Raw genomic sequence first — 22,585 nt, 5'->3', positions numbered from 1 at the left:
ATTTATTTTTCGTCAAAAATTACTTTATTTTCAGAGACTTTTTTAGACTCTAAATGATAGGTTGTACTAATAATCTGTAAGGCTGTATTTAAATCTTTTGCCGGTAATTTTCCGGTAAATAAAGCGATGCTGTCCTTGGTGTTTAATTCAATTTTAATATTATACTGTCTTTCAACTTCGTCCAGAAGGCTTCTTATGTTTTCTTTATAAAAACATATTTGATTTTGTGTCCATTCCGGCTTCAATGAATTTACAGTCATTTTAATTTCTTTTCCATTTTCAAAACTTACGCTTTGTCCGTGAGTCAATAGAATTTGAGTGTTGCCATAATTTACCTTCACACGCCCTTCATAACACACTACATCAAACCTATTTTTTCGGGCTTTTACGTTAAATTGAGTCCCTAAAACGGTTACTTTTCCAAGAAGGGTTTGAACTTCAAATCGTCGGCCTTTGGCAACTCTAAAATACGCTTCTCCTTTAAGCTCGAGATGCCTGTTATTGTCCCAGTTCCATTTTTTATAATTGATTTCAGAACCTGAGTTTAGTACCACTTCAGAATTATCAGGTAAAGAAAAAGTAGTTTTTTCTCCAAAATCTGCTTTATGTGTTTGAGGAACCAAAAATTTCATGGCGAAAGTAATTCCAAGTGCTAAAACAAATATTGCAGCCGCTTTAAATAGCCATTTTTTATACAAAGGAACCACTTTTGGGGTCGTTTTTTTCTGCGCCAAAATGTTAGACAACATGGCGTTTTCATCCAAATCACTTATTTCTAAATGATTGGTGTAATTTTTTATCTTTTGATACTTTTCAAAATCGGGACCTGCCTCAAATTCAGCTAATTCATCGGGAGATAAATCATCATTGAGCCATTTTGCTAATAAGCGATTTTTTTTCATTGTACTAGTATTATTTATTAAAACAATTGGAACTAAATTTACCCTACTTTTATAAATCAATTTCTTTACGCAGACTTAACAAAGCCAAATGAATGCGTTTTTCTACAGCCTTTACGCTGATGTTTAATTCTAAGGCAATTTCACTGTATTTTTTACCGTCTATTCGATGCATCAAAAAAGCTGTGCGTTGTTTTTCGTTTAAGTCTTCGATGGCTTTTAAAAGTTTCGACTGAAATTGTTTTTCTTCCAAAAGATATTCCGGACTTTCATTTGTTTTATCCAAACCCGTGAAGTTTTTTTCATATCTCAAAACCACTTTTTGGTGCGCTATTGCATTAAGACTGCTGTTATTTGCAATTGTATAAAGGTACGATTTTGCTTTTTCGAGTGGTACTGACGCGCAGTTTTGCCAAAGCTTTACAAATGCTTCCTGAGTAATATCTTCTGCCTGGTCTAAGCTGCCAAATTTGTAGAAAAGAAAATTTCGTAGCGCTTTTACATGACTTTTGAAGAAAGATGAAAAAAATATTTCATCGCAAGTATTCGATTGATTTTTTGGTGGCATTTAGATTTTCGATTTGTACGACGCAAAAGTATTTGTTTTTAATTTAAGTAGGGTAAAAGCATAGCTGATTGTTTTATAGAAGAATAAAATGCTATTGGCTTTTGATAATTTAGTATTGAAGAAGAGAGAAACCTGGCGTTATATTAAAACCCCGTATCTTTTAAATTTTATTACATTTGTAAAAATATAAATATGTTCGCTTTAAAAAAATATTTATTCCTGGCTGTTTTACTGCTTATTTGCTCCTGTCAGAATGATTCAGAAGAGCAGGATTCTAATGCGCAAGGAACGGTTACCAGTACATCTCCTCTTACGACTTATTTGCAAAGGGTAGCTATGGTAAGCACCGTGCAGGATAATATGATTGATGGATCGACTTATTGTACCATAAAACTTCCATACACCGTAACTGTAAATAATGTACAGATTGCAGTTAATACAACAGCAGATTATCAAAAAGTAACAGACAATATCAACGCAAGTACGTATGATGATGATATTGTAAAAATAGATTTTCCTGTAACGATGGTGTACTATAACTACATTCAGAAAGTGATTCCCAACGAAGCAGATTTTAATGAATTGATTAATTACTGGAATCTTTATCCTGATCTTTTATCTAAAATAAACGGACTAAATATCAAATATCCCATAACGATTAATAGTTATAATAGCGCTAACCAGATAGCGAGTTCTGTATCTATTGTAAGTGATCAGGCTTTTTTTAATTTTATAAAAAACCTAAACGGCAGTCAGTATATTGCCTTACAATATCCAATTTCGATTACTGATTACAAGAATCAGACAAAATCAATTACCAATAATCAGGAGTTCGAAAATGCAATCAAATATGCTATTGACTACTGTCCGGAAAATAACGTGGTAACAGTCGATTTTGTTGCAACTCTTACTAATGGTTCCTGGGATATTCCGTATTATTTTGCCGATTCAGAAAAAACTTCCACTTATAATGGTTACACTTTTGTTTTTAAAAATGACCAATCAGTAGTAGCTACCAAAGGAGCAGTTTCGCAAACCGGTCAATGGGAAACTACTCTACAATATGGTGTTAGGGAATTGAAAATAAATTTTAGTTCAGCGCCACTCGCCCAATTGAACAGTAACTGGAAGGTGTTTGAGTTTAATGGTTCGCAGGTACGATTACGCAATGTAGGTACCGGAACTAATTATCTTTATTTTGAAAAATAAATTCAGAACTTAAGTTGGAATGGGATTAAGTATGTTTTGTTATTATGAACTAATTATAATGTGTTTACTAAGCTACTTTCTTTCCAGAATTTATTAAATAAAGTAAAAAGCTCGTTAGCATCAACATCGATTTCAGAAGCGGAATACATTAATGTCAGTTGATTGGTTTCTTTGTTAATAGCCATATTCCAAAGCATTTTAGAAAGTCTTCCTTCGTATTTTTTAGGGTTATTAATAGTGACAACTACTAAAGTATCTCCTCCGGTTTTTTGAGATTGAATATCCGCAACATCTTCCCAATTTACGACGCCAAATGATTTTGACATAGGTGTAGTTTTACCGTAGAAGTTTTGTTTATTTAAGTCGATTAGCGGACTTTTATCTTTTAAACTCAGCAAGCTTTTTAGCAAAAGAATAAACATAACTAAAAATATTCCGGCTGAAAATACAAGAGGTTTGATTTTTAGTTCACCATCAAATATTCCGGCACTATAAAGAATAACAAGAAGCAGAATAACACAGACTCCTAAAGAAGTAAATAATAGTTTTTTTGTTTTTTTTGAATTTCGGTAAAGTTGAATTCCATTTCCTGTAGCGTTAATTTCCTGCATTTTAAATTTAATTGATTGTTTGTATTTAGAATTATTTATTTGTTTTTAATGGTCAGCCGTTTTATTTTATTTAAAAATTCGTCCGATAATTTTTCCAATGTCAGCAAAATCATCCAGATTGCTTACCGCTCTTTTTTCGGTAACGGTTTTGTCAATTTTCGAAAAAGGATAAATCAGGATATAATTATTGTTGTTTAGATTTTTGTTTAAAATTTCAGGTACATTTTGCATTTGCGAAAAATAAGAATTCATGCCTCTGTCTGCCATTAATACAATCAAACCTTCGTCCTGTTCTAAATTGCAAGCAGCTTCCTGTGCTTCCTGCCATGCGGTTACGGGATTAAAAACAGCTTCGATATTTGCTTTTTTAATGATGCTCTTTAAGATCTCTGTTGTTTTGTCATTGGCATAAAAACTCATCTTAGCACCTGAGTTTTTGCCAATATTCCATACTCTTAATAAGGAATGAAAAAAACCAGGTTCACGCTCTGCATTTGCAGGAATCAATACAGCATATTTTTTTATGGTGGCAACGGGTTGAACGGCATGATATATAATGACGTTTATTTCCTTATTGCGTAAATAACCATTATAAAGATTGTATGTGAATGAAGATGAAAAACCTTTTTCTTCTTCCAGTCCAATGATTAGATCTGTAATACTTTGCTCTTTGACTACATTGCTTATTCCTAATACTACATCATTATCATGTCGGGTAATAGGATTTAGTTTTACATCTGCTCCGGCAGCCATATTTACGGCTTCACCAAGCAGTTTTTCTGCATTTTTAGACGAGGATTCACTTTTAGCTTCATTGATAATATTTACGGCAAACAGGCTGTCTTTATTGGTTTGTGTTTTTATAAGCAAGCCCAGATTGACTAATTTTTCAACGGTGTTTTCATGATTTAAGGCCAACAGTATTTTTTCTTTTTCATGACTTGTTCCTGCAACGGTTTCTTCTTTATCTGAATCTGCGATTCGCTGAGCACTAGCCATTGAAACAAATGACGAAATTGTACAGGAAACCAGAATGAGTAAAATACTTCCGTTCAGTACATGTTCATTCAAAAGACGCACAGGTTCTCCTGCTTCATTTTCGAACAAAATAATATTGTATCCTACCATTACAGAAGCTAATGTCGCAGCAGCAGAGGCGGCGCTCATTCCAAAAATAAGCGTACCCTCGTCATTGGTAAGCTTAAATGTTTTTTTGGTCAAAATAGCGGCTGCATATTTCCCCCCAATAGAAGCTATCAGCATAATCGAAGCTACGCCCAGCGTTTCCCAACTCTGTATAAAAGCATTAAAATCGATAAGCATACCAACACTTATAAGAAAGAAGGGAATGAAAATCGCGTTTCCAACAAATTCTACGCGATTCATAAGCGATGAGGTATGCGGTATAAGTCGGTTGAGGGCAAGACCAGCAAAGAACGCTCCAATGATGGCTTCAATTCCGGCTAATTCTGCCAGTAAAGCCGCAAGGTATATCATGACAATGACAAATATATACTGCGAAATTTTATCTTCGACATTCTTAAAAAACCAGCGCGCTATAATAGGAAATACGAGTAAAACGATCGAAGCAAATACCACCATAGAAACCGATAGTTTTACCCAAAACGAAGTTCCTACTTCTCCTTGCGACATACCTACGACAACGGCTAAAACAACCAGTGAAAGTACATCTGTAATCATTGTTCCGCCAACAGTTATGTTTACAGCCAGTTTTTTGGCGATGCCGAGTTTACTTATCATAGGATATACAATAAGAGTGTGCGACGAAAAGAGACTGGCAAACAGTACGGTGGTTAAAACAGAAAAATGCAAGACATAATAACCGCCAATAAGTCCCAGTACAAAAGGCACTATAAAAGTATAGAGTGAAAAGGTGATACTTTTCCATTTATTCTTTTTAAAATCGCCCATGTCAATTTCAAGTCCTGCCAAAAACATGATATAAAGAAGTCCGGTTGTACCCGTTACTACGACACTGCTGTCCCTGGCAAGCACATTAAATCCGTTTGGGCCTATGACAGCTCCGGCTATAATAAGACCCAAAAGATGCGGTACTTTTATTTTATTCAACAAAAGCGGAATGCATAATATGATAATTAGCTCAATGAGGAATTTTAACAGAGGATCTTCTATGGGGAGGCTTACGTGTTGTATACTTAGTAACATATATTATTTTTTTTGAGGAAGAGTCAGTTCTACAGAAAATCTTGCCGTACAGTTATCCTGTCCCGTTATGGTCTGTGTACCTTTTATGACATTGTTTTTGATATCATCAAGAACCACATTTATTTTTACACCATTTTTAGAGATAGTGTCCGTTTTAAATTCAAGCAATATTTTTTCATCAATATATTTTGCCTGAAACACCCGAATAAGCTTTTTGTTGTTTAAAACATTCGTATAAATTCCTGTAGAATCTGATAAAAATTGCCAGGTTTCGTTGCGCTGATCTCCAATTACGTATTTGCTACAGTTAGATTCGCGACACAACATTTTACTGTTCCAGATTCCCTGAATGTTTTCCGGCCATTCTTTTATAGACGAGGTGATATCTTTTACGGTATCTTTTAAGGCAAAAATACTGTCGCGAAACAGGAGCAGGGATTGATAGTCTGATTCCTTTTCGGCTATTTTTTCTTCTCTTACATTTAAAGCTTGTTCTCTTTTTTGCAGTTCAAGTTCTTTTTTGTTTTCACATGAAATAAAAAGGCATGTAAGGATCAATAATAGAGGGATTTTTTTCATAAAACAGGTCTTATGGATTACGTTTTTTGGAAATAAAAATTCACACTTTCAACAGTGTAAAAGAAATTTTGGTACTACAAGGTACTAAAAATAATTAGGAAAGAGCCCGTTTTTGGCTCATTAAGATTGAGTGGCGCTTATTTTTGATGGAACAAAATTGGTGTATTAAGCAGCAAAAAAATGTATGAAAAGATATGCAGACAGTTCTATAATAAGGTATTATATTTCATTTTTTTTATGGATAAGTAACTGTTTGTGTAGAAAATTTTAATGCTGAAAAAAATCGGCATAAAGTTATTGAGTCAACCTTATTTTTATTGAGTTAATGCAATTTCCTAAAATGAAGTACATTTATTTTAAAATTAAAAATAATTACCATTCATAAATGCATTTCAAATACCTACTGATTTTTTTTGTTTTATTTTCAATTAAATCAAATTCGCAAATTTCTCAAATTGTAGAAGAGAAAAAAAATTTCCGGGCAGCAGATTCACTTTTAAAAGAGCCCAGTTTTTCTGTTCATAAAGATAATTATTTTTTAACAGGAGTTCCAGTCAATACAGATATTACCCGCAATACTGCCGATGTAAAATATCAGGTAAGTTTTAAATTACGATTGAATTCAAAGCCTTTATGGGGAGGATTTTTTCCGTATTTAATGTATACCCAAAAAGCGTTTTGGGATATTTATGCAAGTTCAAAACCATTCTCAGAAATTAATTTTAATCCCGGTGTAGCGATTGTTCGTCCGTTTTATTTAAAAGGCAATAGGTTGACTTACGGAAGTGTCTCATTCGAACATGAATCAAATGGAAGGGATTCTATTTATTCACGAACCTGGAACATGCTTGCTTTTTCCTTAAAATCCCAGATTTCTCCACGTTGGATTGTTGGTTTAAGAGGATGGATTCCGCTTGTGGATAAAGAGGATAATCCCGGACTTACCAAATATGTGGGTTATGGCGAAGCGAGTGCAACGTATCAGATACAACCCGGAAGATGGAGCGCTGATATTCTTTTCAGGAAAGGAAGCGGACTTATCAATTACGGATCTTTGCAGACACAAGTAAATTGGAGGCCGTATAAAAGCGAGAATTATTATCTCACGCTGCAATGGTTTGTGGGTTATACAGAAAGTTTGATCGATTATCAGGAACACAAAAGTATGGTCCGTATCGGTTTTACGATCAAGCCTGAAAATATGGGAATATTTTAAAATAAATTAAAAAATCACTTTTTACTTGCCGCCCAAAAAATAGCATTTCGAAGTAGGGTAGTATACGCTTCATTTTGAAATAATTCCGGCGAATGTCCCATGAATATATAAACATTTCGAGATGCAAAATGGTCGTTGGTCCAAACTACAGGATGATCGCCCATTTTTATTTTTGAATCAGGTTCATAAGTAGATTCGTCTACAGAAGCCAGTACATGAACATTCGCTCGTGGGCTCTTGTTATACGTATACCATTCTTCGGTATTTACAAAAAAGTTCGAAGGAACTCCCTTTGTTATAGGATGTGATGTGTCTTCGATATTTACTTTGGCATTGGCAAAGGCAGGAATATAATCTAAAAAACGAATTCCTCCCATAAAATCAGAAAACCATTCCCACATAGGATATCCGTCAAATTCGCCCAATAAAGTAGCGTGATGTAATCCTACCCATCCGCCTTTTCCATTACTCATGTATTTCTCAAAAGCTTTCATAGATTCCTCGCTCCAGGTATACGGCGGATAATCTAATTGTATAAAAACCTGATATTTTTTTAGAAGAGCTTCGTTTATTGTTTTGGTACTTTCAATATAATCAATTGTAAAACTGCTATCGACAGCCAATTTGTTTAGCCAGGGTTTTGCCACCTTGGTAAAAGCCAGATGATGTCCGCCATTTTCGTATAAAACCAAAGCTTTGAATCTCGTTTTTTTTGACTTTTGGGCAGTACAATTCGCTTGGAAAAAGAAGTAGAATATTACTAAACAGATTACTATTAGTGAATTTTTCATTTAATTATTAAATTACCATTTTAATGATTGATAGTGGTTATAGCATTTTCTCTGCGCCCAGTTTTTAAATCAATAACTTCAAATTTTTTAGTCGAAGAAAAAGAACCTATATCACTATCACTATTGATTAAAATACCACCAACAAGAATAACGTATTTGCAATTGTAAGTAGTAGCAGCAACTAATTCCTCAATGCGTTTATCGATCGAATCGTAGATTATTTCTGTTGCTTCGTAAAGCGGTATTTCTGCATTTAGGATTCTTTCTTTCTGTCTGAACAGAATTTGCTCAATAGTATTCATCTGATAATCAATTTCTGTAATATGACCGGATTTTATGGTATTATTGATTAGTTTTCCTAGAGCCCCATTGGCTGCACCGCAACAGCCTGAAGGTTTATTTTGTCCAAATCTATTAATTTCACCAATAGTTCCTTCTTTCGAAATGCCAATATGTGGTCCGTAATATATAAAAACGGCACCATCATCAGGAACATGACTCGCAAATGCCTGCATGCCGGTTAATCCCGTAAAAGGAAATCCGTCTAATCCTCCCATTTTAAAAGGACCCAGAAATTCATTTGTTCTTACAGGATATTGAATGCTATTTACGTCATCACTGCAAATACTATCAGCAAACATTATTTGCGCGGGTTCCAGATCAAGTTTTTCTTCTACATAATCAATGATTTTGTTCATAAAATCAATGGTCGTTAATGCATCAGGATAGTATTTTCTAATAATTTCTAGTTTTTCTCTTTTTTTCATTATTAAAATAGATTGAAAGTTGGTGTAGTCTTCGCAGTTTGTAAAGCCATAAAATTTATTTTCTTTTTAGAACGCCTTAGCTTTTAGGAGAAAAGTAAAGTTAGATAATTTCGCAAAGTGATCTTTATTTTTTTGAATTTGAGCCTTATTATTTTTGATGTGGAGAATTCAAAATGTTTATCTACAAGTCATATTTTTTCTTCTTTTATCTGTTTTTGATAAACAATTGTGAAAAAAAAATCAGCTTTGTAATAAGTAAACCATAATTATAATAATTGTACGGCTTTTTGCGCTTAATTTTAAGAAATGATCAATTCGTCGGATAATTTTGTTGTTGGTCGATATTTTGGTTAAAATTTATTGAAAATTAATACATACATTCGCAAAAATTTTTGCGGATGAAAGTAATATTACACTTATTAATATTTAGTTGTTTTTTTAACGTTGCACTTTACGGCCAAAATGAGACCAATATCACTTATGGACTCAAGCTTGGCGGGCTATTTTCACGAATTAGCAATCTGCCGGAAAGCATTAAAGGCCGTGATAATACTTTCGACAATAGTGTGATGGAAAGTAAAGGCGGATACGGGTTAGAGGGCGGTTTTTTTTTGAACTTTAAACTTTATGATACGCGTGTCGCAATTCAGCCGGAAATTTTATTCAGGCAATCAGGAGAAACTATAAACTATCACGATGCTACAGGAAAAGAATTTGAGTTAGGACTTCATTACTCTTATTTGCAAATTGGTGCTTTGTATAAAGTATATCCATACGAGGGATTAAACCTGGGTTTTGGTGCATTTTACGGCATCAGTTTATCATCAAATAATGTTACTTACAAATCCAACGAAGCCGGAGGAATGTACGATGTTGCGACCAGACAATTTTATAAAGATGGTCTTGACGGTACAGATGATTTCTCCTTGTGTTTTGCCTTAGGTTATGAATTGCATCAAAGTATTCACTTCGATTTACGTTATTATCTAGGCGTAAAAGATGTGGTAAAAAGTAATTCTTCTTCCTTTCAGTTTATCGAAAATCAAAATAAAAGCAGTGTCATTTGCTTTTCTTTAGGTTATAGTTTTCATCAATGGTAATTTCAATAAAAAACATGAAAAAAATTATTTTGCTTCTTTTATTAGTAAGCACAAAATCGCTGTTTGCACAAGGTGACAGAGAGATTACTTATGGTCTTTTTGCAGGAGGAATTTATTCTAAAATGTCTAATCTTCCTGATGTAATTGTGCCAAAAGGAATTTATGAAGGATACACTTTAAAAGAAGAAGGAAAATTTGGAGGAACGGCCGGTATCATGATCAACTGGAAATATCCTTATGCCAAAGTGAGTATTCAGACAGAATTATCTTATTCAGGTCAGAGTACGGATTTAAAATATGAAGATATTAAAGGACTTAAATATACCATGACTTTTGGATACAGTTATCTAAATGTGGGTGCGCAATTTAAATATTATCCTGTTGAAGGTTTTTATATTGGTGCAGGACCTTACGTAGGATTTAATATTGCCAGTGATAATATAAAATACAGTTCGAATGCCCAGGAAATATTTGCTGATTCAGGTACTTATTTTGAGCCGGATGCTAATGTGCAAAAAGTATTGAAAGAATCACTAACAGGGAAAAACTATTTCTACGGTTTGTTATCTGCAGGATACGAGTTCAATTCGAGACTTTCGATAGGAGCGCGTTATACTTTGGGACTTACAGATGCTTTAGCTACCGAAGAAAACGGACACCGTTACAGCGAGAATAAAAACAAAATCAATAGTATTTCACTTATTATTGGTTACTCTTTTGATTTTGATGATTTAGCCAATTTCTAAAAAGTCGCTCATCATTTTAAAAACATAAAATTATGTACAGAAAGATTTTTTTAATAGCTGCTTTTGTAACCTTATTAACGAGTAATTTAATTTTTTCCCAGCAAAAAGCAGTGCCCGGATTAGTTGAAGAACCACAATTTTGGATTAAATCCCAAAATAATGGTGAGGCTTATTATTGGGAAAGTCTGACAAAGAAGGAAGCCAAAATATCAGGACGAAAACATAATGGAGCTGTTTTTAATTTTAATCCAAGTATTGTTTTTGACAGCAAACAGGATTCCCTGATTTTACCTCTGGGAATTGAAAGCAAAAGAAAGCAAACCCTTTTTATGGTGTATAAAGTAAAAGACAGTTTGAAAGAACAATTTTTATGGACCATAAACGATACAAAAAAAACACTTTCTGTAGCGACCAATAAACGGTTAGTCGATCTAAAAAAATATTCCTATCAAACCTATCAGGAGAAAATAAAACCCAATAAAGCCAATATTCATTTCTTTCAGCAAAATGTTACGGATAGTGTTGCAAAGTTATCGTTGCTGACTATTGGACAGAAGTCAAAATTTGATAAATTACCACCCGAAGAATTCAAAGGAAACATCAGCGAGATTTTGGTGTACAACAGGGTTTTGTCAGGTCTTGAAACTCAAAAAGTGGCAAGTTATCTGGCGGTAAAATATGGTATTTCACTTTCCCAGTTTGATATCAAAAATTATCTTAATAGTAAAGGTCAGACCATTTGGGATATCAATCAGCATAAAGGATTTGAAAATTCGATTACCGCAGTAGGGCGTGATAATGCCAGCGGATTATTGCAGCCCAAAAGCAGTAATATGGTCGATGAAGGACTCCTGACTATTGGACTTAAAAGTAAAACGAATACTATTCCGGATAATTATTTTGCTTTTTGGAGTGATAACGGAAAAAATCTTCTGGTAAAAAAACAGGAGCAGGGAGAACCTATTGGAATCGCCAAAGAGTGGCAGCTGGATTTTACCAACCCGACCGATTTAAGTCTTGACTGGACATTAAATCCAAAATTCATAAAAGGAACTTTACCAAAAGATACGTATTACTGGTTGTTAGTAGACTATTCCGGGAAAGGAACTTATGACGAAAAAGATTCAGAATATATTAAGTTAGCCAGTACTTCGAGTCAGGAAAAACTGGTATTGAATGATTTTAACTGGGACAAACAAAAATCTGGCAAAGCCAAATTTACGCTGAAAGTCGCCCCGGAAATGTTTAGCCGTGTCTGGATTACAGAGGCAACTTGTGGTGTTTCAGGATCAGGACAATTAAATTACTCTATAGAAGGCGGCGAGGCCCCATTTACCGTTACGGTAAAAAAAGAAGGCAGTGAACTTGCGGTAAAACAATGGAATCAGGCTGCAAAAAGTGCAACAGGAGTACAGCTTTCATCAGGAACTTATGATTATATCGTAAGGGATGCAAAAGGAAATTTGTACTCAGAAACTGTTTTTGTGGCTGATAAACAAGGAACATTCCCGAACCTGAAATCAGATTATTTATTGAAAGACGGAAATGCCCTGGCTCTTGATGCCAGTGCTGGTTTACCAGAAGGAAATTATGAATACCAATGGTTTTACGAAGGTGATTTTTTAGATAATAATCCAAAAATACTCATCGATCAACCGGGAGCATATGAACTTAGATTGGTAAACAATCAGGAATGTAAAACCGCTACCAAAATTGCCGTTGCTACTGATGGAAAAGAAATAACAAATTCAAGCGTACTTATTTTATACCCGAACCCAACTACAGACGGTCATTTTTCTGTTGCAATGCAATTCCCTAAAAAGACAAATGCCAACATTAGTATTTATACGCCAACCGGTTCACTTTTAAAACAAAAACAATTCAGCCAAATCGAAACCTATTTGTATGAAGATGTTATAAAAAGTGCTTCAGGAATGTATTTAGTGACCGTAAGTTCAGATTTCGGAACCAAAACTTTCAAAGTGATTGTGAAGTAATTCAAACTTATCTGATCAAAAGATAGTACGAATACAACTTGAAAAAAATAAACAGATTGCCCCATAATTGATTACCCCTGCTTTATGAAAAATAAAATTATAATACTGGTATTTTTAATAGGTTCTTTTTTGTTTGCCGCCAATTTTGGTCCGTACAAAATAGCCTCTTTATTTACTCAAGGTAATACTGAGAACGAATTGGTTATTGAAAAAGCAAAAGCAGATTCGATAGCGATTCTTAAAAACGAAACTAAAAACACAAAATCATTTAGTGCAGATATTGCCGAAGGTATTATAGGAATAAAGGATGAATCTGATGTTGATGATGCCTATGATAATGTTTTTCATCTTAAAGTAGATGCTTTGCCATCTCAGGAAGAAAATGCGTATCTGGAATATGAATTGTACGGATATGATCAGGCAGCTTCTATTTCGAGAAGTTTAAACAACCAAGCTAGTATTGGAGGACAATTTGTATCGCAAAATAACCACTGGAGCAAACAATCGGAGTTGCTTTCAGAAAAATCATTGCGAGAAGGAGACAACGTTTTATTGTTTACGGCTCCTGAAGGAATTTCAAATTCGTACCGAATAAAAAATGTTCGTATTGTTTATAAAACCGCTCTGGCTTCGACTGATTTTACTTTATTAAAATCAGATAACAAACTTTATATCAAAGGAACCAATTTTCCTTCTCAGATTAGAAAAATGACTATTGGTGGAATTTCCATTGATGTCAACCAACCCGAATTCGAATTGGTTTTGGACGCGGCAACTACGGGAAAATCTATTTTGGTAACCAAAGAAACGGCTACCGGAGTTATAGTAAATGAAAAATTAGAACTCAATCAATTTTTGAAAGTTCCGGGTTACAGACCACTGGAAAATGCGAAAGAACGTATTGCTAAAACCATCAACTTTGAAACTGTAAACACATTAGATTACAAGGCGTTTTCGGCCGTTTTTCCTGTTGGAGCTTTAAAAAGTAATGTAAAAGTTTCAGTAAGTGGTTTAAGAAAAATAGATATTGCTCCGCTAAATTCTGCCATGGTAAACGTTACGGGAACTAATGCAGGTTTCAGGTTATTGCCACACGGAACCATTTTTGAGAAAGCCGTAACATTGTCATTACCGTACGATAAAAAAACAATTCCGGAAGGTTATACAGAGAAAGACATTAACGTATTTTATTTTGATGAAAATAAAAGATTATGGCAGGAAGTAACCAAAGATTCTTTGGATATCAAACAAGGAATTATTAAGGCCAAAACCACTCATTTTACCGATTTTATTGCCGGAATTATAAAAATGCCGGAATCTCCTGAAACTTCAGGGTATACACCAACAAGCATAAAAGATTTAAAAGCGGCGAGTCCGCTGGTTGGAATTCAGTCTATTGCGCCACCTTCGGCAAACGGAAGAGGAACAGCAAGTACAGGATTTTCAATCGTAATTCCAAACGGAAGAGGCGGGATGCAACCTTCATTTAACCTTCAATATGATAGCGATGGCGGTCATAGTTGGGCAGGTATGGGCTGGGATATTTCGGCTCCTGCAGTAAGTATCGAAACCCGTTGGGGAGCACCACGATATGATGCATCAAAAGAAACCGAAACCTATGCAATAGCCGGAGAACAATTAATCCCCAATTCGCACAGGGCCGAATGGGTGGGAAGAACAACCGACAAACAATTTTACCCAAGACGAGAAGGAGCATTCCAGCAAATTATCCGTAAAGGATCATCTCCTAAAAATTATTATTGGGTCGTAAGGGATAAAAGTGGAGTAGCAAGTTATTACGGAGGAAACGCATCAGGACTTTCAACCGATGCAATTTTACAGGATGGATCCGGAAATATCGGGCATTGGGCACTATGTCTTCAGGTTGATTTAAAAGGAAATACAGTTGAATACGAATACGATAAAAAAGACGGAGAACTCTATCTTAAAAAAGTATACTATACAGGTTTTGGTTCCCAAAAAGGAAACTACAACGTTACTTTTGTAAAAAACTCAGATTTAGGTGAAGCCAACCGTGCAGATGTTCAGCTTTCGGCAAGATTAGGTTTCAAACAACTTAACAACCAGTTATTACGCAAAATCGAAGTACGCTACAAAAGCGATATGATTCGCAGTTATGAGCTAAAATATAAAGAAGGCGCTTTTAAGAAAACATTGCTTGAATCGATTTCTGAATATGATTCTGAATCAAAATTATTTTACACCAATACGCTGGATTATTTTGATGATATTCGTGATGCTTCAGGGAAATATAATCCTTTTGGGCCGGAGCAGAGTTGGAGTGTGCCGAGTGATAACTTAACTAATAATTCAATACCTTCTTTTAGTGATGTATTATATTCTGGAAAACACTCTTTAGTAAGTAGTACTGAGGGTGAAAACATTGGAATTAACTATAGAATTGGTATAGGATTGGGTTCCGGATATGGAAGCTTAAAAAGCAATACTATAGGGGCGCACGGTGGAAACGGTATAGGAAACTCAGAAACCGCCGTAACGCTTGAAGATCTAGATGGTGACGGATTGCCGGACAAGGTTTTTAAAAATAAAAATGGTGTTTTTTATCGTAAAAATTTAGCTGGATCAGGTCAAAATGGTTTTGGTGAGGCGAAAGAGATTAATATTAGCAATTTAGGACTTTCTAAAACATCTTCCTTCAATTGGGGTGTTGATGCCATTATCAGTATTGGAAATGTTGGATACGACAAACTGCGTACCACCAATAAAACGAAATCCTACTTTATGGATTTTAATGGCGATGGCTTAGTTGACTATGTAAAAAACGGACAAGTATATTACAATAGATTAGTTGACGGTGTTCCTACATTTGATAGGACTAGTTCAGGAACTCCTTCTCCGGTTGCGGGAGGTGGTACGATAACAATTCCGGGATCTTCTACTTTATCTCAGGAAGAAATAGAAAAACAAAATCCGCTGCACGATGTAGTACGCATGTGGGAAGCTCCTGTAACAGGGACTATTAGCGTTTCTCATAAATATCAATTAATTAAAGATGTAAGTCCTGAAGGAATAAAAAAACGAAGCGAATATGTAAATAATGCAGGTGATGAAAAGGCGGATGGAGTTCGTTTGTATTTTCAAAAAGGAAATCAGCTTTTATGGAATCAGTCGATAGATGCTAACGATGTTGGTCCAAAAACAAAAACTGATAATAATATTACAGTTACTAAAGGTGAAAGATTATATTTTAGGGTAAGTTCTATAAAAGATGGAAGTTTTGATACTGCTGTTTGGGATCCTGTGATTACGTATTCTCAGATGAATAAATATGACAGAGATGCTAATGGAAATCAGATTACATCGAGTGTAACGGTAATAGCAGGATTAAAAGACGCTAATTTATATTCGCTGGCTGTATATGAAGCTGGTGCCGATTTTTTCAGCAGTAGTAATGCAGGGAAAGTAATACCTGTGGCAGGAAATATTATTCTTAAAGGGATATTAAATAAACCAGTTACTTCAGATCATATTACATTACGCATTACAAAATCGTATCTTGACCAGACAAATGCTCCGGTGGTAGTATTCGAAAAGACTTTCCTGTCTAATGAAGTAGCATCATTTGACTTAGCGTCTGTAAACTTACCTTCATTTGAAAAAGAAACTCAGGTCAGTATTGCTTTAGAAACCCAAACTAATATTAACTGGCATAGCATTTCATTCGCTCCAACTATTATAGTACCCGTATTTCCGGGAGGAGAAATTGAAGAAACCCCTATGGAAGTGTCACATTTATTGTATGCTAAAAGAGCCGGGAATTATGATATTCCAGGAATTACTTCGACAGTAAATGGAAAAGTAAAATTAAACATATTACCTCAGGATTTAGTTCTGGCATCAGCGTTTCCTCCGGGTCCATTAAATAATTATAATGGAGATGTTATTGTTTCGGCAAAACAAAACAATGTTTTACTGGCTCGTAAACGATATAAACTGACAACAGGCACTTTAACAGAAGTTATAAATGCTTTTGACAATGCTGTTGATTATCCTTCAGCAATATCCGGAGTTCCTATTCAGTTAGAAGTAACAATTTCCAATCCCGAATCTATAAATATACTTCGTAATTATCCAAAAGCAAATGCATTAAATATTCAGGTTCAGGTTACGGATTTGAAAGATGTAGCCGATCTTACTGATGATGTAATATGGAATAGTGCAACAGACGATTTTGGAATTTACAGCCTTTTAAATGCTGACGAAATAACAATGGGATTGCATCACCGTCAATGGGGAGGATTTGTTATTAACGGAAATCTGGCATCAGATACAATCGATCAATCACAGTTAAAGCAATCAGATGCCTATGGTTCTGAACCTAACTTAAATAGTCAGGATCCAGATAGCTATAAAGATACCGATTACGAAATGTCTAAAACCTATTTTGTATCCTTACAGTCTTCTTATGCAAAAGCAAAGTGGGAAGGTCTGGAACAAGGTATATATATAAAAGATATCACAATAGGAACTTCCAGATTAGGAGAAGACGATATTACGGACTACATGGATTTCTCTCTTCCAAATTTACAAGGAGGAAGTACGAGTGCCCTTGATATGATTAGCGTGAGCAAAAGTGAAAGTATATCTGCAGGAGTTTCTGTTGGACCCGCTGGTCTCGGTATCAGTAAATCTATTGATGGTGACTCTGATGTAACACAAACCATGAGCGATTTTAATGGGGACCGTTTTCCTGATTATATAAGGGGAAGCAATGTACAGTTGACACTACCTTTAGGAAAAATTTCAGAAGAAGTTATTGATTTAGGAAATAATTTTAGTCATTCTAAGACAAGTTCAGAAGGAGTTAATACAGATGGAAGTTATAGTCACGGAGCAGTAGCAAACAGCAGCACTAAAACGACAAATAAACCCGAAGTAAAACCACAAACGGCAGCAGACGTAAGTACTGATAAAGCAAAAAAAGCAGGGGAGAAAATAGCAGGATCCATTAATGCATCTGTAGGATCTGGTGAAGACGAATCTACCATGATTCATAGTGATATTAACGGAGATGGATTACCCGATAAAATTACCAGTTCAGGAGATGTATTTTTGAATACAGGTTACGGATTTTTGCCGGCTGAAAATTGGAACGCCTTAAATTCATTAAATAAAGGAAGTTCTACAGACTGGAGTTTAGGATTAGGTTTTAGTATAAAAAAAGCCTCTATTTCAGGAGGTGCAAATTATGCACGATCAGAATCTGACGGAATAGATTCGTTTTTGGATATCAACGGTGATGGTCTGGCCGATAAAATTAAATACGTGGGTAATAGAATGCTCGTATCACTTAATATGGGGAATTCTTTTGCAGCCCCTGTTGATTATCCTAGATATACCGAGATGCAGCAGAATAAATCCGTTAGTTACGGAATGAGTGCCAATATTACTTTTGAAATCCCCATTCCGATACCTTTCTTTCCTCTTAGATTAGTGCCAACTATCGGAGAAAGTAAAGGATGGAGTACCAGTCGTTCTGAAGGAACTTTTACAGACATCGATGGCGATGGAAATATGGATTACATCGTTTCCAGAGATGATAATAACCTTACCGTACAACTTTCGAATATCAAAAGAACCAATAAACTTAAAGGTGTTACCAATGGTGCAGGAAATAGTTATGTGGTAGATTATGAACTAACTAAACCAAGCTACGAAAATCCTTCAGCCAAATGGGTGTTACAATCCGTAGATGTATTTGACGGACATGTAGGCGATGGTATCGATCATTCAATAGCTAAATTCAGATACGAAGATGGTTATTACGATCGTCGTGAAAGAGAATTTTACGGTTTCGGAAAAATAAGTCAGCAACAAATTGATGCAGCTGATAATTCGGTTTTTTCAACTACAGTTCAGGAATTTTACAATCAGGATTATTTCCGTAAAAATCTTTTAAAGCGTAGTTATAGCTTAGATAAAAATAATAAAATGCGTCAGGAATCTGAAAACGAATATAGTTTTACAGATGTAGCAACGCAGGCAAGTGTTTCAGTATCAGAATTGAATTTACCTTCTTGTGATGACAGACGTATTTTTGTTGGAGTTATTCATACCAATCAAAAAGTATACGAAGGCGGAAGCGATTATCTGGAAACCAATACGTTTAACACTTATGATGCCAACGGAAACATTACGCAATATGAAGATTTAGGCAATGGTTCTGCTACTGATAAAGTAACAGCAAAAATAAGCTATTACGAGAGTACAACGCCTTATTATGGTGGAATACCAAAACAATTGGAAGTATTTACAACAGAAGGTTTACGTCGTAAAAGAGGGACAACTATCAATACGACAACAGCCGAAGTTACACAAATAAAAAATTACAGCGCGGCAGATAAAATAGCACTTACTGATATTGCCTATGATACATACGGAAACCTACAAAAAATAACAGGCCCGGCCAATCACAAAGGACAGCGTATGACATTGGATTATATTTATGATACAGAGAATCATCAATATATGACCGATATAAAAGATGCATTTGGATACCGAAACAAAATGGAATACAATTATCGTTTTGGAATACCTATAAAAACAACCGACCGCAATGATCAAATTACGCTTTATACATTAGATGGAATTGGTCGTATTGCAACTATTAAAGCACCCTATGAAATTGCTTCAGGTAAGCCATACACAATAGCGTATGAATATTTTCCGCAAGCGAAAGTGCCGTATGCTAAAACTAAAAACTATGATCCGGAACTCGATAAAGATATTGAAACTTTTACCTATACTGATGGAATAGGAAGAGCTTTGCAGGTGAAGAAAACAGCCAGTTTATTTACACAAGCCGGAAGTGCAGATCAGGAAGCGCAAATCGTTTCCGGAAAAATTATTTATGACGGTTTAGGAAGACCAACAACCAGTTATTATCCAACGACGACGACTACCGTAGATAACAATTTTAGTACAGCAGTATCAACCGTTGCGCCAACCAAAACAGAATATGACGAAGTAGGACGTGCTGTAAAAGTTACGTTACCTGACGGAAGTTCCAATAGCACAGCTTTTGTTTTAGATAATTACGAGGGAGTGCAAGTTTTACGTACCACACAAACCGATGCTTTAAATAAAATAAGCCAAACCTATATGGACGCTAAAAGGCAAAATATGGCCAGTATGCAAAATGATTTAGTGACCAAGTTTGAGACCAATGCTTTAGGAGAAATCATAAAAGTAACCGATGCGATGGATCATATTACCAAAAGCAGTTACGACTGGTTAGGCCGACGAGTTGAATTTACACATCCTGATGCGGGAACAACCACCATGCAATATGATTTGGCAGGTAATTTAATATCACGCATTACACAGGATATTAAAAATACAGTACCAAATGGTGGTGCTATCGAATATGTATATAATTACAACCGTTTAGAAACGATAAAATATCCTAAAAATCCTCAGAATAATGTACAGTACAATTACGGTAAGGCTGATGGAACAGCATCACGCCGTGGCAGATTATGGTTTGTGCAGGATGCGAGTGGAGGACAGGAATTTTTTTACGGAAAATTAGGAGAGATCGAAAAAGAAATCCGTACACTTCGTATAACACCTACAGATGTGCAAACGTATATTTCGCAATACGAATACGATACCTGGAACAGAATTCAGAAAATGACTTATCCGGATGGCGAGTTTGTGGACTATACCTATAACCGTGCAGGAAACCTGCAAAGTATGCAGGGTAAAAAAGAAAGCCATACGTACGATTACATCAAACAATTGAGTTATGATGAGTTTGAGCAGCGTAAATACCTAAAATACGGAAACGAAACTGAGACCAACTATACCTACGATGCTGTAATGAGAAGATTACAACAATTGCAGGTAAAGAGCGAAACCAGACAGGTCATGAACAATTCGTACGGTTATGATTTGGTTGGGAATGTTTTAGGGATTAAAAATGTTGCTCCTGTAGTAAACAATACCTTGGGCGGAACTTCGAACCATGAATACCAATATGATGATTTTTATAGATTAAAATCGGCAAAGGCAACCTATCAGGGTGAGTTTACCAAGGCAAGTTATGAGCTAAATATGAGCTATAACAAAATGCACAATATCACTAAGAAAGATTTGGTTCACACCGTAAACAACGAGCAAAAGGGTTATGTATTAGATTATAATTACGATAACGAGCTGCATCCTAATGCACCAAACAAGATTGCTGAAACAGGAAAATCAGAGCCACGCCAATATGGGTACGATGGCAACGGAAACCCAACGAGTTATACCGAAGAAAAAAGTTTCAGAAAAATGACCTGGGACGAAGAAAACCGTTTATCAGGTATTAATGATAATGGTAGAATTCATCAGTTTACATATGACGCAGGGGGAGAAAGAGTCATTAAAAGCTCTGGAGATTCGCAAAACGTAGCCATTAACGGAGAAACAGCAGCAACAATTGTGCATACCGATGATTACACAGGATACGTTTCTCCTTATTTTGTTATTAGCAAGGGTAAATTTACCAAACATTATTTTGAAGGTGCAGGACGTATCGTAAGTAAATTAGGAAATGGAACTTTTGCGCAGCCTCTAGGTATTACTGCGGGAGGTGTAAACTACACCAAGCTAACAGCAGAACAACAAAAAGCATTAGATACGTATGTAAAAAGTTTGGGAGTTCCTCCGGGGCCTCCAACACAACAGGGTATTTATGCGACACCTGAGTTTACTGGAGATCCTTACCCAACAGCGGTGATAAAACCTGTGGAAGAAAATCAGGAACCACCGGAAGGCTGGCCAAGAAACCCAATTTTTAATGCTCCGGGAGATGTTCCGGGACCACCGGCACAATTTGGTCCTCCGGTCGAACCTGCAACGGTTAAGCCAGGTGAAGGATTTACAGGAATTGGTCTACCCGAGAATGATATTTTTTATTTTCATCCGGATCATTTGGGAAGTACTTCGTATATTACCACCAAAAACGGAAGCATTAGTCAGCATGTAGAATATATTGCTTTTGGTGAAGTTTTGTTTGAAGAGCATTCTAGTTCTTTTTCGTCGCCTTATTTGTTTAATGGGAAGGAACTTGATAGAGAAACGAATTTGAGTTATTACGGGGCTAGGTATTTGGATATGAAGACTAGTTTGTGGCTCAGCTTAGATAAGGAAGGAGAAAATGATTTAAGTGTAGGTAGTTATGTCTATTCGTTTAATAATCCAATTAACTTCACAGATCCAGATGGTAACTGGCCAGATTTACCAAGTTGGGGAAATAGTTTAATAAATCGAGCAAAATCAGTGGCTAGAAATTATATAAATAAGAAAGTAGATAACTTAGTTTCAAATACTAAAAAATATGTGCAACAAAAATCTAAGGCTGTTTTAGATGCTATCACTCCAAGTAATCCAATTAGAAGGTCTAAACCTGAGAAAGCAGAAAAAGGAAGCGGTTATGGAGTTAACTTTACAGTTGAAGGAGGAAAAGAGGGAGCAATGACCACTCCGCAAGGAGGGAGGAATGTTCAATCAGAGGATATGACTGTTTTTATGGTTTTTGCAATGGATGTTTTCGGACCAGAAACTACGTTACCAGGAGCGGCTCCAGATGGCAGCAATCCATTTAAAAAAGAAAGTAATGCAACTTCTGCTCCAGCGCCAACTTCTACAACCAGTGTGAATGATTCGGGTAACGAGATGATTGATATGAAAGTAGAAAGTAATAGTGCAACAGGAACTGAAGGTTGGAATCAATCAGAAGTCAATACGAAAACTAGAGATACTACAGTTAACAAGTCTAAAGCAGGTGTTATTAATAAAATGAATAAATTAAATCGAATGAGAGCCGAGCAAAAAGCAAAGACTAACAATCAAGAACTTCAAAAAAGAATAGATTATTATAAAGAATAA

The 22,585-nt window shown here is 35.5% G+C and carries 13 protein-coding genes; 6 read left to right on the top strand and 7 right to left on the bottom strand.

Going from position 1 to position 22,585, the window contains the following annotated elements; genetic code table 11:
* Positions 1 to 2 precede the first annotated feature (2 nt).
* Together LNP81_RS23465 and LNP81_RS23460 are read right to left on the bottom strand one after the other, a co-directional pair.
* On the bottom strand, positions 3 to 902 hold the full coding sequence (locus LNP81_RS23465) for a FecR family protein (RefSeq protein WP_230039692.1): 900 nt from the start codon (positions 900 to 902) through the stop codon (positions 3 to 5).
* A gap of 49 nt (positions 903 to 951) precedes the next feature.
* Positions 952 to 1,467 carry an RNA polymerase sigma factor gene (locus LNP81_RS23460; protein WP_230039691.1) on the bottom strand — a complete coding sequence of 172 codons (516 nt, stop codon included), beginning with the start codon at positions 1,465 to 1,467 and terminating at the stop codon, positions 952 to 954.
* 192 nt (positions 1,468 to 1,659) lie between these two features.
* Between LNP81_RS23460 and LNP81_RS23455 the strand changes: the two genes are divergently transcribed.
* On the top strand, positions 1,660 to 2,676 hold the full coding sequence (locus LNP81_RS23455) for a hypothetical protein (protein ID WP_230039690.1): 1,017 nt from the start codon (positions 1,660 to 1,662) through the stop codon (positions 2,674 to 2,676).
* Positions 2,677 to 2,729: 53 nt separating this feature from the next.
* Here LNP81_RS23455 and LNP81_RS23450 read toward each other — a convergent pair whose 3' ends face one another.
* From LNP81_RS23450 to LNP81_RS23440, 3 genes are all read right to left on the bottom strand, one after another.
* The gene (locus LNP81_RS23450) at positions 2,730 to 3,287 is read right to left on the bottom strand and encodes an STM3941 family protein (protein WP_230039689.1); all 558 of its coding nucleotides are present in this window, start codon (positions 3,285 to 3,287) and stop codon (positions 2,730 to 2,732) included.
* Positions 3,288 to 3,353: 66 nt separating this feature from the next.
* A complete protein-coding gene (locus tag LNP81_RS23445) occupies positions 3,354 to 5,474 on the bottom strand; it encodes a cation:proton antiporter (RefSeq protein ID WP_230039688.1) in 2,121 nt (706 codons plus the stop codon).
* A 3-nt stretch (positions 5,475 to 5,477) separates the two neighbouring features.
* A complete protein-coding gene (locus LNP81_RS23440; RefSeq protein WP_230039687.1) occupies positions 5,478 to 6,053 on the bottom strand; it encodes a hypothetical protein in 576 nt (191 codons plus the stop codon).
* Positions 6,054 to 6,438: 385 nt separating this feature from the next.
* Between LNP81_RS23440 and LNP81_RS23435 the strand changes: the two genes are divergently transcribed.
* On the top strand, positions 6,439 to 7,269 hold the full coding sequence (locus tag LNP81_RS23435) for a phospholipase A (RefSeq protein WP_230039686.1): 831 nt from the start codon (positions 6,439 to 6,441) through the stop codon (positions 7,267 to 7,269).
* A 14-nt stretch (positions 7,270 to 7,283) separates the two neighbouring features.
* On the opposite strand, the gene LNP81_RS23430 is transcribed toward LNP81_RS23435, so the two are convergent.
* Both LNP81_RS23430 and LNP81_RS23425 read right to left on the bottom strand, forming a co-directional pair.
* Positions 7,284 to 8,060, bottom strand: coding sequence for a ThuA domain-containing protein (locus tag LNP81_RS23430; RefSeq protein ID WP_230039685.1), 777 nt, complete (start codon positions 8,058 to 8,060; stop codon positions 7,284 to 7,286).
* Between the two features lie 20 nt (positions 8,061 to 8,080).
* Positions 8,081 to 8,827 carry a hypothetical protein gene (locus LNP81_RS23425; RefSeq protein WP_230039684.1) on the bottom strand — a complete coding sequence of 249 codons (747 nt, stop codon included), beginning with the start codon at positions 8,825 to 8,827 and terminating at the stop codon, positions 8,081 to 8,083.
* 398 nt (positions 8,828 to 9,225) lie between these two features.
* Between LNP81_RS23425 and LNP81_RS23420 the strand changes: the two genes are divergently transcribed.
* From LNP81_RS23420 to LNP81_RS23405, 4 genes are all read left to right on the top strand, one after another.
* A complete protein-coding gene (locus tag LNP81_RS23420) occupies positions 9,226 to 9,927 on the top strand; it encodes an outer membrane beta-barrel protein (RefSeq protein WP_230039683.1) in 702 nt (233 codons plus the stop codon).
* A gap of 14 nt (positions 9,928 to 9,941) precedes the next feature.
* The gene (locus LNP81_RS23415; RefSeq protein ID WP_230039682.1) at positions 9,942 to 10,673 is read left to right on the top strand and encodes an outer membrane beta-barrel protein; all 732 of its coding nucleotides are present in this window, start codon (positions 9,942 to 9,944) and stop codon (positions 10,671 to 10,673) included.
* 32 nt (positions 10,674 to 10,705) lie between these two features.
* On the top strand, positions 10,706 to 12,670 hold the full coding sequence (locus tag LNP81_RS23410) for a T9SS type A sorting domain-containing protein (protein ID WP_230039681.1): 1,965 nt from the start codon (positions 10,706 to 10,708) through the stop codon (positions 12,668 to 12,670).
* Between the two features lie 84 nt (positions 12,671 to 12,754).
* On the top strand, positions 12,755 to 22,585 hold the full coding sequence (locus LNP81_RS23405; RefSeq protein WP_230039680.1) for a SpvB/TcaC N-terminal domain-containing protein: 9,831 nt from the start codon (positions 12,755 to 12,757) through the stop codon (positions 22,583 to 22,585).

The organism is Flavobacterium piscisymbiosum (assembly GCF_020905295.1).
Taxonomy (GTDB): Bacteria; Bacteroidota; Bacteroidia; order Flavobacteriales; family Flavobacteriaceae; genus Flavobacterium; species Flavobacterium piscisymbiosum.
This window is presented reverse-complemented; position numbering and strand designations above follow the sequence as displayed.

Bases quoted from the DNA above. Each gene is read 5' to 3' on its own strand.
- LNP81_RS23465 (WP_230039692.1), bottom strand. From the start codon at position 902: ATGAAAAAAAATCGCTTATTAGCAAAATGGCTCAATGATGATTTATCT.
- LNP81_RS23460 (WP_230039691.1), bottom strand. From the start codon at position 1,467: ATGCCACCAAAAAATCAATCGAATACTTGCGATGAAATATTTTTTTCA.
- LNP81_RS23455 (WP_230039690.1), top strand. From the start codon at position 1,660: ATGTTCGCTTTAAAAAAATATTTATTCCTGGCTGTTTTACTGCTTATT.
- LNP81_RS23450 (WP_230039689.1), bottom strand. From the start codon at position 3,287: ATGCAGGAAATTAACGCTACAGGAAATGGAATTCAACTTTACCGAAAT.
- LNP81_RS23445 (WP_230039688.1), bottom strand. From the start codon at position 5,474: ATGTTACTAAGTATACAACACGTAAGCCTCCCCATAGAAGATCCTCTG.
- LNP81_RS23440 (WP_230039687.1), bottom strand. From the start codon at position 6,053: ATGAAAAAAATCCCTCTATTATTGATCCTTACATGCCTTTTTATTTCA.
- LNP81_RS23435 (WP_230039686.1), top strand. From the start codon at position 6,439: ATGCATTTCAAATACCTACTGATTTTTTTTGTTTTATTTTCAATTAAA.
- LNP81_RS23430 (WP_230039685.1), bottom strand. From the start codon at position 8,060: ATGAAAAATTCACTAATAGTAATCTGTTTAGTAATATTCTACTTCTTT.
- LNP81_RS23425 (WP_230039684.1), bottom strand. From the start codon at position 8,827: ATGAAAAAAAGAGAAAAACTAGAAATTATTAGAAAATACTATCCTGAT.
- LNP81_RS23420 (WP_230039683.1), top strand. From the start codon at position 9,226: ATGAAAGTAATATTACACTTATTAATATTTAGTTGTTTTTTTAACGTT.
- LNP81_RS23415 (WP_230039682.1), top strand. From the start codon at position 9,942: ATGAAAAAAATTATTTTGCTTCTTTTATTAGTAAGCACAAAATCGCTG.
- LNP81_RS23410 (WP_230039681.1), top strand. From the start codon at position 10,706: ATGTACAGAAAGATTTTTTTAATAGCTGCTTTTGTAACCTTATTAACG.
- LNP81_RS23405 (WP_230039680.1), top strand. From the start codon at position 12,755: ATGAAAAATAAAATTATAATACTGGTATTTTTAATAGGTTCTTTTTTG.